Origin of the sequence: Pseudomonas sp. UBA5568, assembly GCF_002425525.1 — a bacterium.
In the GTDB taxonomy this organism is placed as follows: domain Bacteria; phylum Pseudomonadota; class Gammaproteobacteria; order Pseudomonadales; family Pseudomonadaceae; genus Aquipseudomonas; species Aquipseudomonas fulva.
Genome location: NZ_DIMK01000023.1, coordinates 1 through 14,462 on the forward strand (window position 1 = coordinate 1; position 14,462 = coordinate 14,462).

8 protein-coding genes are annotated in these 14,462 nt (G+C 60.7%); 3 read left to right on the plus strand and 5 right to left on the minus strand.

All coding sequences use genetic code 11. The features are described from left to right. The coding region (locus B2S33_RS07315; protein ID WP_288650110.1) for a hypothetical protein at positions 1–307 on the minus strand (307 nt) is incomplete at its 3' end. 247 nt (positions 308–554) lie between these two features. On the opposite strand from B2S33_RS07315, the gene B2S33_RS07320 reads away from it, so the two are divergent. From B2S33_RS07320 to B2S33_RS07330, 3 genes are all read left to right on the plus strand, one after another. After that, the gene (locus tag B2S33_RS07320) at positions 555–4,376 is read left to right on the plus strand and encodes a sensor domain-containing protein (RefSeq protein WP_414707698.1); all 3,822 of its coding nucleotides are present in this window, start codon (positions 555–557) and stop codon (positions 4,374–4,376) included. A 251-nt stretch (positions 4,377–4,627) separates the two neighbouring features. Beyond that, entirely contained in the window at positions 4,628–5,881 is a 1,254-nt protein-coding gene (glyA, locus tag B2S33_RS07325; RefSeq protein ID WP_023533265.1) for a serine hydroxymethyltransferase, read from the plus strand. A 135-nt stretch (positions 5,882–6,016) separates the two neighbouring features. Beyond that, on the plus strand, positions 6,017–6,604 hold the full coding sequence (locus B2S33_RS07330) for a hypothetical protein (protein ID WP_242809860.1): 588 nt from the start codon (positions 6,017–6,019) through the stop codon (positions 6,602–6,604). A 145-nt stretch (positions 6,605–6,749) separates the two neighbouring features. Here B2S33_RS07330 and B2S33_RS07335 read toward each other — a convergent pair whose 3' ends face one another. The 4 genes from B2S33_RS07335 to B2S33_RS07350 form a co-directional block, all read right to left on the minus strand. Further along, positions 6,750–7,397, minus strand: coding sequence for a response regulator (locus B2S33_RS07335; protein ID WP_027915484.1), 648 nt, complete (start codon positions 7,395–7,397; stop codon positions 6,750–6,752). A gap of 28 nt (positions 7,398–7,425) precedes the next feature. After that, positions 7,426–10,326, minus strand: coding sequence for an ATP-binding protein (locus tag B2S33_RS07340; protein WP_288502815.1), 2,901 nt, complete (start codon positions 10,324–10,326; stop codon positions 7,426–7,428). A gap of 114 nt (positions 10,327–10,440) precedes the next feature. Further along, positions 10,441–11,628: an EAL domain-containing response regulator gene (locus B2S33_RS07345; RefSeq protein WP_097223527.1), complete on the minus strand. Its 1,188-nt coding sequence runs from the start codon at positions 11,626–11,628 to the stop codon at positions 10,441–10,443. After that, positions 11,625–14,447 carry an ATP-binding protein gene (locus B2S33_RS07350; RefSeq protein WP_280078027.1) on the minus strand — a complete coding sequence of 941 codons (2,823 nt, stop codon included), beginning with the start codon at positions 14,445–14,447 and terminating at the stop codon, positions 11,625–11,627. The genes B2S33_RS07345 and B2S33_RS07350 overlap by 4 nt, the downstream gene beginning before the upstream one ends. Positions 14,448–14,462 lie beyond the last annotated feature (15 nt).

A 14,462-nucleotide genomic window follows, 5' to 3' on the forward strand; every position in this document is an offset into this window, starting at 1 on the left:
AGAACCCGTCCGGGCGCGCAGGTTGCGCAGCGGCGACACGATTGACAGAGGTGCCGGACGTGACCGATGCCGCCGCCGGGCGCGGTGCGTCGGCAACGACCGCAGCTGGGACGGGTGCCTTGGCAGACGTGCGCAGCTCGGCCAGCGATGGCGCCTTGCGCTTGGTTGACGTGGCCGCCTCGGGCTTGGCCAGCGAGCGTTGGCACGATTTGCAGGATACGTCCTCGGTCACGGCAGAGCTGACAAGGGTCTGACTGCTGCGCCCACAGGCGGAATCGAGGCCATTGATGGAAAAATGAGTAACCAAAACCGAACATCTCCCAAGCAGTGTCATGTAAAGCGGGCGGCATTCTCGCACAGCAGGCACGTGCTTGCCGAATACGAGCGGTCGGAAGCATGAATGGCACTGGCACTTTGCCATAATGCGAGGCATGCTAGCCGGTTTCGAGTGGTCGGCTTATAGTGCGCCACCGCGCATCGGTTACCTCATAAAAAAAGCATACGCCATGCCCGACCCCTCCCTGCCATCGCCAGGCCCATCGCAGGATCGACGCTTGACCAAACTCACTCCACCGCCGTCATCGCGTAGCGCGTCCAAGGCGCCCGCTGCCAGTCTGCGCGGGTCGATCAAGGGTGCGCTGGCACTGCTCGCCCTGATTCTGCTCGGGTTGCTGCTGTGGCAGCTGTTCGCGCAGTTCAGCCTTACCCAGGCCGAGCTGCGCGACAAGCGTTTGGAAGACACGACCGAACTGGCGGACCACCTGGGTTTGAACATGGCGCTCAAGGCGCAGCAAGCCATCAACCTGCTCCAGCCCTATCCCACCGTGGCGGCACCGACAGCTGGCGGCTTGGTGGATACGCTGCGCGAACGAATGCCCGCGCTGCGCAGCGTGGTCTGGATAGACGGAGCCGGGCAAATCGTTGCCGACAGTGCACCTGCCAGCGACGATCACGCAGTCGTCGGTGAGGTGCTGAGGCTCAACCAGGAGCGGCCCTATTTCTTTACCAATGCGCCCAGCAACGCCAGCGTGTACCTGTTGCTGAGCCAGTCGCCAGGCCAAGGCCATTGGCTGCTGCGCTTGTCACCTGATTACTACCGCGCGCTTACTGGCCATCTGCATGAGGCCGATCAGCTGTTGTGGCTGCTGGAAAACAGCCGTACGGGCGAGGTGCTGCAACGCTACCTGGCCTCCGAGCGCCCCGACGCGCCCTTGCAGAGCGTCATGCTGGCGTTCATCGACAATAGTGCCTGGCAACTGCGCGGCCTGTTCGATGCTGAACAGGCGCGCAACGACCTGCTGCCTGCCTTGATAGGCAAATGCCTGCTGGTGCTGTTCTGCGCCCTGCTCCCGGTCCTGGCCCTGGTCAACATGCGCCGCCGCCAGCGGGCCTTGCAGGAAGATCGCCGACGCTATCAAGAGATCTTCGAAGGCACAGGTGTGGCCCTGTGCGTGCTCGACCTGTCCAGCTTGCCCGGCCAACTGGACCGCTATCACCTGCGCAACCGCGCCGCACTCAAGCACAGCCTGATGCTGGACCCTCAACTGCGCCGCTCGCTCCTGGCGCAACTGAAGATCACCGAAATCAACCAGGTGGCGCGCCAGCTGCTTCATATCGAAGATCACCAGCAAGCCTGGCAGCGCCTGATCGACGACAGCGGCGACGGCCAGGACAGTGTCGGTATGCAGTTGCTCGACGCCTTGATCGACCAACGCCCGTCCCTGGAGCTCGAGGTGCGCCTGCCTGCTGCGCATGGCGGCGAGCTGCACCTGTGGCTGACAGCGCGCCTGCCGCAATTGCGCCGCAATTACCAGGCCGTGATCCTCAGCATCAGCGACATCACCAGCCGCAAGAAAGTGGAGCTCTCGCTGCTCGAACGCGAGCGGTTCTGGTCGGACGTGGTGCGTACCGTGCCGGATCAGCTCTACGTCCAGGATATCCACAGCCAGCGGATGATCTTCAGCAACCGTCACCTGGGCCAGACGCTGGGGTATGACCGCACGGAACTGGCCCGCATGGGCGACCGCTTCTGGGAGCTGCTGCTGCACCCCGAAGACGCTGCGCATTACCAGGACCTGCGCCAACAGCAGCTCGACAACGGCCATGACTTGCCGCTGCATTGCCAGCTGCGTTTCCGGCACCGCGATGGCAACTGGCGCTGCTACGACATACGCGAGCAGGTGCTGGCGCGTGACGCCGACGGCCGGGTGACGCGCATCATCGGCGTGGGCAAGGACGTGACCGTGCAGATCGAGGCGAGCCAGTCGCTGCGCGACAGCGAACAGCGCTACCGGATGCTGGCCGAAAGCATCAGTGACGTGATCTTCTCCACCGACAGCCAGCTCAAGCTCGACTACGTAAGCCCCTCGGTGCAAAGCGTGCTGGGCTATCACGCCGACTGGATCTTCGCCAACGGGTGGCATTCGATCATCGCCAACCCCGCCCAGCTCACTGGCATCTACGGGTTGATGGAGCGGGTAAGCAAGGCGATGGACGATCCGGCTCAACTGGCCGAACTGCGTGGCCAGTTGCCGACCCAGCTGTTCCTGTTCGACTGCCTGCGCGCCGACGGCCGCAAGATCCCCATCGAGTTGCGCCTGGTACTGGTCTGGGATGACGATCAGCGTTTCGAGGGCGTACTGGGGGTAGGTCGCGACATCAGCCAGCAGCGCCGGGCGGAGAAAGACCTGCGCATGGCCGCGACGGTTTTCGAGCACTCGACTTCGGCCATTCTGATCACCGACCCTGCCGGCTACATCGTGCAGGCCAACGAGGCCTTCAGCCGGGTCAGCGGCTACGCAGTCAGCGAGGTGCTGGACCAACTGCCGAGCATGCTGGTGATGAACGACCAGCAGCAGGCGCACCTGCGCTATATTCTCAAGCAGCTCAACCAGCGTGGCAGCTGGGAGGGCGAGGTGTGGCTCAAGCGCCGTGATGGCGATCACTACCCGGCCTGGGTAGGCATCACTGCCGTGCTGGACGATGAAGGCGACCTGGCCAGCTACGTGTGCTTCTTTACCGACATCAGCGAACGCAAGGCCAGCGAACAGCGCATTCACCGCCTGGCCTACTACGACGCCCTGACCCACTTGCCCAACCGTACGTTGTTCCAGGACCGGCTGTACAACGCCTTGCAGCAGGCCGAGCGGCAGAAGGCCTGGGTGGTGTTGATGTTCCTGGACCTGGACCGTTTCAAGCCCATCAACGACTCCCTGGGCCATGCCGCGGGCGATCGCATGCTCAAGGACATGGCCCTGCGCTTGCTGGCCTGCGTGGACGAGGACGATACGGTCGCGCGCATGGGCGGCGATGAATTCACGCTGCTGCTCCAGCCTCGGCCTACTCGCGAGCTGGCATTGAACCGCGCCATTCACGTGGCCGAAAACATCCTGGGCAGCTTGGTCAAGCCGTTCGTGCTGGAGAACCGCGAGTTCTTCGTCACGGCCAGCATCGGCATCGCACTCAGCCCGCAGGATGGCGGCGAGTTGAGCCAATTGATGAAGAACGCCGACACCGCCATGTACCACGCCAAAGAGCGCGGCAAGAACAACTTCCAGTTCTACCAGGCTGAAATGAACGCCAGTGCCCTGGAGCGCCTGGAACTGGAAAGCGATCTGCGCCATGCCATGGAGCAGAACGAATTCATTCTGTATTACCAGCCGCAATTCAGCGGCGACGGCAAGCGCCTGACCGGCGCCGAGGCACTGCTACGCTGGCGGCATCCTACCCGCGGCCTGGTGCCACCGGGGGACTTCATTCCCGTCATCGAAGAGCTGGGCCTGGTGGTGGACGTGGGTGACTGGGTACTGCGCGAAGCCAGCCGACAATTGAAGGCCTGGCACAAGGCCAAGGTGCGTGTGCCGAAAGTGTCGGTCAACATTTCCGCGCGCCAGTTCTCCGATGGTCAACTGGGCACGCGGATCGCCAACATCCTGGAAGAAAGCGGCCTGCCACCGGCGTGTCTTGAGCTTGAGCTGACCGAAAGCATCCTGATGCGCGAAGTAAACGAAGCGCTGCAGATTCTGGCCAGCCTCAAGAACCTGGGCCTGAGCATCGCGGTGGACGATTTCGGGACCGGCTATTCCTCGCTCAACTACCTCAAGCAGTTCCCGATCGATGTGTTGAAGATCGACCGCACCTTCGTCGACGGCCTGCCCGAAGGTGAGCAGGATGCGCAGATCGCCAGGGCGATCATCGCCATGGCCCACAGCCTGAACCTGGCGGTCATCGCCGAAGGCGTCGAGACCCATGAACAACTTGAGTTTCTGCGTGAACACGGGTGCGACGAAGTACAGGGCTACCTGTTCGGGCGACCGATGCCGGCGCATCAGTTCGAGGCGCAATTCGCCAATGAGACGTTGTTCATGTTCAATTGAGTCGCCCCTGACCCTGCCCTCACGCGGCTGCCGAAACGCCAGCGGGGCCCATTACGCCCGGCCCGCCACCACGCACAGGCAACGCCAGAAACCGGACCTGAAAGTCAACTCGCATGCCCGCCCAGCCCAGCAACGGCGCGGGATGCAACATGAACCCCGCTGGTCCGCGACTTGATGCCACTTCATATGCCAGCGGCGGATCAATGGGGTAGAATGCCCACCCACTTCACCCCCGATCCTTGAGGACCGCCATGTTCAGCCGTGATTTGACCATTGCCAAGTACGACGCCGAGCTCTTCGAAGCCATGCAGCAAGAAGCTCTGCGCCAGGAAGAGCATATCGAGCTGATCGCCTCGGAAAACTACACCAGCCCGGCCGTCATGGAAGCCCAGGGTTCGGTACTGACCAACAAGTACGCCGAAGGCTATCCAGGCAAGCGCTACTATGGTGGCTGCGAATACGTGGACGTCGTCGAGCAGCTGGCCATCGACCGCGCCAAGCAACTGTTCGGTGCCGACTACGCCAACGTCCAGCCGCACGCCGGCTCCCAGGCCAACGCCGCTGTCTACCTGGCCCTGCTGTCGGCCGGTGACACCATCCTGGGCATGAGCCTGGCCCATGGTGGTCACCTGACCCACGGTGCTTCCGTCAGCTCGTCGGGCAAGCTGTACAACGCCGTGCAGTACGGCATCGATGGCAATGGCCTGATCGATTACGACGAAGTCGAGCGCCTGGCGGTCGAGCACAAGCCGAAAATGATCGTCGCCGGTTTCTCGGCCTACTCGCAGGTGCTGGACTTCGCCCGCTTCCGCGCCATCGCCGACAAGGTGGGTGCCTACCTGTTCGTCGACATGGCGCACGTGGCTGGCCTGGTCGCTGCCGGTGTCTACCCTAACCCGGTTCCTTTCGCCGACGTCGTCACCACCACCACGCACAAGACCCTGCGCGGTCCGCGCGGCGGCCTGATCCTGGCTCGCAAGAACGAAGAGATCGAGAAGAAGCTCAATTCCGCTGTCTTCCCAGGCGCCCAGGGCGGCCCACTGGAGCACGTGATCGCGGCCAAGGCCATCTGCTTCAAGGAAGCCCTGCAGCCGGAGTTCAAGGCTTACCAGCAGCAAGTGGTGAAAAACGCCCAGGCCATGGCCAGCGTCTTCATCGAGCGCGGTTTCGACGTGGTTTCCGGTGGCACCGAAAACCACCTGTTCCTGCTGTCGCTGATCAAGCAGGACATCTCGGGCAAAGACGCTGACGCGGCGCTGGGCAAGGCGTTCATCACCGTCAACAAGAACTCGGTTCCTAACGACCCGCGCTCTCCGTTCGTCACCTCGGGCCTGCGTTTCGGCACCCCGGCCGTGACCACCCGCGGTTTCAAGGAAGCCGAGTGCCGTGAGCTGGCTGGCTGGATCTGCGACATCCTTGCCGACCTGAACAACGAAGCGGTGATCGACGCCGTGCGCGAGAAGGTCAAAGCCATCTGCAAGAAGCTGCCGGTCTACGGCAACTGATCGCTGATCGCCCACTGGAAAGCCCGGCCAAGTGCCGGGCTTTTTGCATCCTGCGTCTGGAACCCGTTCCGGTTAGTCCCCTCGCGCGTGTCGGCATAGCCTCCTGAGTGCATTCATGAACACTGGAGGTATACGATGAATCACAAAGCGCACTCTTTTCTCGCGACACTGCATGCAGCTGATTGCCCGTTGAACACCTTCGACAGCATGACGAACGACAATGTGGTACTGGCAAGCCCCCTGACCACGCCCGGATATGCCGTGGACGGCGCCGCTACGCTGGGTGCACTGAATTGTTCCGAAGACGATTGGCACCACGGTCAAGAAATGGGCCTGGTCACTTTCGAGAAATCGTCTGCTCCCCTACCCCTGTTGCTCTACTTCCGGCACAGTGAAGCCGGCTACCGCCTCTATGTGCGCAGCGGAGCACATTCCGGCAAGGGGGTTTTCGCGACAACGCATGGTCTGGTGGAAGCCATGCGCATCGAGCAGCAAGACCCTACAGCTTGGAAAATCACTGAAGCGTCGAGCGGTAAAGCGTTTGATCTGACAGTCATCGAAGGTGACCAGATCGACATCAAATTGGAAAGCAAGGCAGGGCCGTGGGGACGTCACGGGCTATATCCTGTTGGCGACTATGCGGTATGCCACCCCAATGCAGTTGGCCGCTCGCTCAAATTGGTCATTCAGGAGCGGAATGTAGATTGGCTCAAGCCAGCGTAGCGCTTTGAATGATGATCGTCGGCTGAAGACCTATAGGATGCCCAGCGAGTAGCTGGGCTTTTTGCGCTGCGGGTCCAATCGTCTGTACGCGTGTCATCAGGGCCACGCACCGGCTGGGCAACGCCTCGCCAGGCACAGAACCTCGTTACTGAAACTGCCTGGATTCGATACAGTAAGTCAGCAAGTCCTGGTCACTGTCGACGTTGAGCTTGCGCATCGCCGACACCTTCTGGGCGCTGACTGTCTTGTTGCTGCGCGACAGTTGCCGCGCGATATCACCTACGGTCATGCCAGTGACAAAGAGCCGGACGACTTCGAGCTCCCTGGGGGACAGCTGATTGAAGCGGGCCTCGACCTTCACTGCTTCGCGCACCACGGATGTAGGTGGCGGCAACGGGCTTCGGTACCGACGCCGCTTGCGGATGGCACTCAGCGCTTTTTCGATTTCATCATGCAGGTGGTTTTTTTGAATGACCCCTGCCACACCCAGTTCCTGAAGCCGGGAAAGAATCAACCCATTGGAAATCATGGTCAGAATGAGGACCTGAGTGTCCGGGAAGTGACGCAGAATGTACTCGATGAGCTTGAAGCCATCTCCGTAGGTACAATCCCCCGGCATATTGAAGTCGGTGATCAGGGTGCGGGGGTTGTGCAGGCGCAGTTGATCGATCAATTCCGATGAGTTGGTGGCTTGACCGACGACTTTATAGCGCCCGATGCGTTGAACGACTTCACGCACTCCCAGCAGGACGATGGGATGATCGTCAGCGATGACAACCTTGTGATGAGGCATGCAGAATTACTCCATTAGGGGACAAGGCTCATCCGGGAATCTCGTCTGACAAGCGCTGCGCGACCTTGGCAAGCCGCCTGCACAGAGCACGGACTTGCCCGCCCAGGCGTGCGTCGAGCGGCAGCTCCTGCAACATGTTTTCCAGCCGTTGACATGCGCCGTACAACGCCGTGGCATTGATGCTGGCCAGTGCACCGCTCAAGCTGTGCAACCGTTGCTCGACCAGAACCGCATCGTGCTCGATCACCCCCTTCTCCAACTGCTCGATATCGCTGGCCAACGTCTGGGCAAGCAATTGGCGCATGGGCTGGGACAGTTGAATCCAGCCTGAAAAATCATCCCTGCCCAGGTCGGGTGCAACGTGAGTGTCAATCGTTCCAGGGCAGTGGTTCATCAGTACCTGCCGAAGGGTACCAAGGCTCAGAGGCTTGACTATCCACGCGGTCATACCCGCTTGCAGGCAGCGCTCACCTTCTTCGCGCAGTGCATTGGCGGTGATGCCGATGATAGGTGCTTCGACACCTGCCTCTCGCAGCGCGCGGGTCAGCTCGTAGCCGTTCATCCTGGGCATGTTGATGTCGGTGATGACCATGTCGAAACGCTTGGATTGCCAAAGTTGAAGTGCCTGGTGGCCGTCAGCCGCGACGGTTGGGTAAGCCCCGATGGCTTCGAGCTGCTCACGCATGACCGCCTGGCTGACTGGGTTATCCTCTGCCACCAACACGCTCAATTTCAACGGCGCAGACGGCGCCTGCGAACCCTCTTTCGGCACAGGCACCAAGGCCGGCGAGGAGGCCACAATGGGCAAGCGTATGAACAGGGAAAAGCTGCTCCCCAGACCGGGCTCACTGACCACGCGCATGGTACCGCCCATCGACTCACTCAAGCGTGAACAGATGGAAAGCCCGAGCCCTGCACCCCCACCTTCCTGCCCTGCGGACACCTGATAGAACGGTTTGAACAGATGCTCCAGGGCTTTTTCAGGGATACCTTTTCCGGTGTCCGTCACTTGCCATTGCAACAACACATCCTGGTCGCTTCGCTCTTGAACGATCAGGCGCAGACGTACGCGTCCGGAGGGGGTGAACTTGATCGCGTTGCCCAGCAAGTTGTGCAGGATCTGCCTGATTCGCCCGGCATCTCCTTCCACCCGTGCAGGCACTTGTGCGTCGATTTCAGCCTCAAGTTGCAGCCCTTTACTTTGCGCTGTGGCCTCGAAACTGGCATGCGCATCGTCGACCAGCTGACGCGGATCGAATGCGGCATGCTCGAAGGCCATCTGCCCAGACTCGATCTTGGTCACATCCAGAACATTACTGATCAGCTGGAACAGGACTGTCGACGAGGTTTCGATGATTTGCAGGTAATGCCTCTGGCGTTCGCTGAGTTCGGTCAGCGACAGCAGCTCAAGGTTGCCCAGCACACCATAGAGCGGGGTTCTTATCTCATGGCTCATGGTGGCCAGGAAAACGGTCTTGGCTTCATTGGCAGCCGTTGCACGCTGGTGGGCCTGATTGAGCTGCAATTGCTCGCCAACGTGGCGGGTGATGTCGTTGCAGCCGCATAGAAACACGTCTTCTCCGTCATAACGGGTAGCGACCGCCACCACCTGGACGTAACGCCCATCCACCAGCAGGCACAGTTCGCCCGGCGCCTGGTCACCGTGGTTATCACGCAGCAGTTGCAGCACCGCTGCGGTAACGCCTAGGCGTACCGCGCATTCGTTTTCCAACAACACCCGGTGATCGTGGCGCCTCACGACGCACAGCCCGACCGGCACGTTGTGTAGGATGATGCGGCTGAAGGCCTCGCTTTCTGCAAGCCGGACTTGTGCTCGTTGGGCGGGCCGAACAATGCGCGACTTGTACCAGTGATTGACCCAGAGCCCTAGCAGGATCGCAGCGATGATTGTCAACGCCAGGCCAAGCAGCGGCCATTTGGCGTAGCGCAGAAAGTCCCCGTAACTGATGGCATACAGCCCAGTCCACGCGTCTCCCGACGACGACATCATCTTGAAACGCAAGCCGCTACGGTTGAAGCTCAGGCCAAGCGGCGCCAGATCGCCCTTGCTGCGCTCTCCCATCAAGACCTTGCCATCCGGGGAAATCAGGGTGAACTGGTTGTAGACCGATAACCTGAGCACACGCTCGAATTCGTCGATCTGCTCCGTATCCATTACGGCAGCCAAGACCATTGTCCGGTCGCCCGTCGTACTCGGCTTGAGGGTGTGCTCAGCCCCCAACTTCAGAAGCGCCACCATGCGCAGGTTGTCATTGTAAAGGCGTGCTGGCGCTCGCACCCAGTGGACATGCTGATCGGGTAGCAGGTCGGGTTGAGCCAGTAAGTGCACCAAGCGATCAACCACGGTCACATAATGGTGAGGCAACAGCGGCTGATGTTGACGTTGGTCGCCAGCCGCGGGGACGGCAATGCTCGCGCCGGTTCCCCGTTCGAGCACGAACAGCTGCGGCGATGCGTAGAACGAGCGGGCCCAGAACCCACCGTAGTAGTCGGTCAGACGCAACCCCAACCCCAAGGCACCGCGTATCTCCTGAGCTCGAAAGTCGCCGGTGTAGGCCAGGGTGAAGGGTAAGGAGAGTTCGAATCCTTTTGCCTTGACCAGTGTCTTGCCATCGACGCTCGTCGAATCGAGCATCATGACGCCCTGCTCCACCGGCGCAGGAAGCGCGCGACCGGCTGGCATGCTGTTGGCGAGATTGCGTAGGAAGATCTCATGCTCATGAATGATTTCGATCACCCGGGCAAAATGGAGCTCCAACCGCTGCTGTTCCGATTCCAGAAGGCGCGATACTGCCCAATAACAGGTACTGGACAACAGCAGCATGAGCCCGCTGAGCAGCAAGATGGCTTTGTTCAGGCGCTGAGAGCTGCGCGCAAGTTTATCCATGCGCAGGCTGGCATTTTTCATGGTGTTGATCGTCGACATCACATTATGAAGATGAGAGTGCTCAAACAGACACAAAATTCATGCCATATGACGGCACATTGCAGATGCTGAAACGTTTCTTCGCCAACTCACCCCTCACTCGGAGAGCTGTCCGTTGAGCAATGGGAGCATGCCGTCTCGATCCACAGCCGGGGAGATGATGAACCCCTGCACCTGATGACACTGAGCCTTGCGGACAACTTCCAGCTCATCACGCGTTTCAACGCCTTCTGCTACTGTCACAAGCCCCAGTGCGCGGCCGAGGTGGACGGCACTGGCCAAAGCGATGGCCATGTCAGGATTGCTCGCACAACCACTGACCAGAGAGCGATCAATCTTCATTTCGGTGAAGGGCGTGGATACCAGGTTGGAATAGGAACTGTACCCCTTGCCGAAATCATCCTGGGCCAGGCCGAAGCCCATCATGCGCAGCCGGCACGTCCCTGCAAAGTAATCACTGGACCGTCGGGTGGTCGACGTTTCGGTCAGCTCGAAGGTGATGGTCCTGGGGTCGGCACCTCGCTCTCGGACCGTTCGGTACAACGTGTCGACCAGATCAGGACGGTCCAGCAGGTGTGTAGGCAGATTGATCGAGACCGGCAGCCTGTATCCTGCTGCGGCCCAGCGTGATTGAGCGGTGAGCGTTTGCTCAAGCATGTTGTACAGCAACGGCAAATCGAGCCTTGCAGATTCCAAATCGGCCAGAAATGCCCGCGGCAACAAAAGACCTTCGACCGGATGCAGCCACCTGGCCAGGGCCTCGGCACCGACGATCCTGCCGTCGAGCATGGATTTCTTGGGTTGAAACCACGCCTGGATCTCGCCCGCCTGCAGTGCACGGGTAAGCGCACTGACCGAATGGCCACCGGAACAGGATCGAGGTTGCAGATGGCCTTGATCGCAGGTGCTATCCATGTAGCGACGCAGTGCAGCGACATGATGACCCTGCACGGGCTTGCTGATCATGCCGGCCAGGCGGATACCGAGGTTTTCGGCGACCTTGCCAACGCCTGCGAGCACGCGCGCAGAGGCAGCGGTCATCAGCCCCAGCGCCGGAGGCGACGGTAGCAGGCTCATTCTCTGGATGAACTGTACCCCGTCCAGTTGCGGCATCATCAGGTCAGTGACGACAAGGTGGAAGGCTTGATTGCGCAACTGCTCGATCGCCAGGTTGGCATCGGCTTGCAGCTCGACGTCGAACCCACCGACGGACCGGAACAGCTGAGCCAGGTACTGGTGTTGAAAGGGATGATCCTCGACGATCAAGACGCGGTGGATCATCAGGCCGAGCCCTTGCGATACGGCAGCAGGCACTGATAGAGCGCGTGCAGAGTGAAGGGCTTGACCAGAAACTGATCCATTCCGGCGCCCAGGCAACGCTCTGCCTCATCGAGCATGGCGTTGGCAGTTGCGCCGATGATGGGTAGGGCATGGCCCTGTTGGCGCAAGTTCTGCGCCAACTGATACCCGTTGAGTCTGGGCATGTTCACATCGGTCAGCACCAGGTCGAAGACCTCCTTCTGACACAGGGCCAGCGCTTGCTCGCCATCGTTGGCAAGGGTGACCGTGCAGCCGAGCTTCTCCAGTTGATCCCGCAGTATCAACTGGTTGATGACATTGTCCTCCGCCACCAGCACATGAATGCACAGTTTGGTTTCGATCATTGCCTGACGGGCCGTTGCGCTGTGTCGTGCCTCGATGCCCTGGGCCTGGCTCACCGCCTGGTTAAGGCACTGAAGATTGTTCAGCCCCACCTGCCAATATTGAGCCGAAGGGCGCGAAAGCGCGTGCTCATCGGCGCAGGCCAGTACCAATGGGCCAGGCCATTGCCTGATGACAGCCGAGCTGGCAGGCCCTGGACATAACTCGACCAGCACGATGCCCGGTTCATGACGGACGTCCGGCACGGCAATCACTTGCGCCCGGGCGCCCCAGCGACGTAGCCAGCCAGCGGCATGATCGGCCAGTTCGGGCACAGGTGAATAAACCATGACGCCCTGGTTGAGCAAAGGCTGGGCCCAGCTCTGGTCCTCATCGAGCGCCAATTGCCCCAGTGGCAGCGTGAACGAGAAGCTGCTGCCCAGACCCGGCTCGCTGAACACACGAATCGACCCGTTCATCAACTCGACCAGCCGCTTGCAAATGGACAGGCCAAGGCCGGTCCCTGCCACCGTGTTGGTACTGGGACCGCTCTGGAAGAACGGTTCGAACAAGTGTTGCTGGTCTTGCTCAGGGATGCCCTGCCCCGTGTCCACTACCTGCCAGCGCAGCATCATGCGATCACCTTCGACCCCAACCAGGTGAAGCCTGACCATGATTCGGCCACTGCGAGTGAACTTGACCGCGTTGCTAAGCAGATTGCCAAGGATCTGGCGCGTACGCGTCGTGTCACCCACTACCTGTTCAGGAAGCTGCGGGTCCATGCAACTCAGCAACTGCAACCCTTTGGTGTGTGCGGCCCCCATATAGCCTTGCATGACGTCCTGAGTCAGCTCTACGGGTGAGAACGCACTGACCTCCAGCGCCAGCTGACCAGCCTCGATCTTGGACACATCCAGCACATCGCAGATCAGTTGCAGCAAGGTAGCCGATGAACCTTCGATGGCATTGAGGTACCCCCTTTGCTGGCTATCGAGGTGGGTGCGTGAAAGCAGTTCCAGCGTTGCCAGCATGCCGTAGAGCGGCGTGCGGATTTCATGGCTCATGGTGGCGAGAAACAGCGTTTTTGCTTCATTGGCAGCATCGGCCAGTGCCCTGGCCTGTTGCAGCGACAGCTCGGCGGTTTTTCGTTCGGTGATGTCGCTGAAGGCGCAGATCAGAACATCTTCACGTCGATAGCGGGTAGGTGCGTAACTCAGGCACAGGTGACGGCCATCGGCCATTTGCAGCTCTTGTGTGCAACTGGTCTGCGCAGGCTTGCCGAACGCACGGGTAATCCAGTCCTGACAGGCTCGGGTTCGCTCATCGCCCATTACAAGCCACTGCTCGCTCAGCCGATTGGCCAGCACCACTGCACCGTCACTGCGGCGCAACACGCACAGCGCAACCGGGGCGGTGCGGATGACGGCACTGCTGAACGCTTCGCTCTCGACCAATGCCTCGATTCGAGCAGCTGCCGGGCGGATGAGTCGCACGTCGACCCGGCGGACCAGCCACAGCATCAACAGTGTGACGGCAACGCTGATCAGCACTGCCAGCCCGAACGGCAGAATCAGCGCCGGAATGATAGAGGCCAAGGGTGCGCTGTAGATGATCTGCCAGTCCGAATGGTCGAGCTGTTTGCGAATGGTCAGGCGGTCCGGGAGCCAATAGCCGCCCTCCCAACCGAAACCATCATCCACGCGCGTTGCCGTATGGCGCTGGGAAGTCAATTGCTGCTCGCGGTCCTTGCTGGCGATGATCTGGCTTGCGCTGTCGACCAGTTGGAAGTCACCAGCCTGCTCATGGCGCAACGCTGCGACCAACTGCGGGCCCTCTACTTCGAGCCCCAGCCAACCTGAAGCGCGGTCGCGCTCATCCATGGCAGTGAAAATGTAGAGCGAAGGCGGTTTATCGTCTCCAGGCTCCGCCAGCCAGATTTGCTCGTCCCCAGGTTCGCCGGTCGATCCACGCAGACGTTGCAGCACGGCGTTGGGGACCAGGGGTGGGACCTCAGGCCGGCTGTAGAGCCACTGCACCGAGGCATCCAGGGCGTGCGGCACGTAGACCAGGTTGGTCTGCTTGGCGCGTAGAAAATCCAGCATGCGTGGCGTCAGCCACAAGCTCCAGGTACCCCCGGGCTGACGGAGGAAAATGTGGACTTCCTCGCCTGGAATGTAGGTCTCGCTATCGCCCGCAGCAGCGGCGTGCTTGACCGTCGAGAGCCCCAGCGATTTGAGCAGGGTCTGACGGCTGACAAAGAAATCCTGAGCGTTGAAGATGGCCTCGTTCATGTACCTGCGCCGGGACGAAATCTCCTCGTTCAGGGTCATGCGCATGTAACCGTAGGCGCCGACATAGACACCCGCTACGAGGGTGATCGCAAACAGGCGTAAGAGATTACGCGCTGCAATAGGCGTCGACAGGTTCCACTGGGCGGCAGGTAACAGGTTGGCTAGCTTCATCCAGCCAGCCTAGGG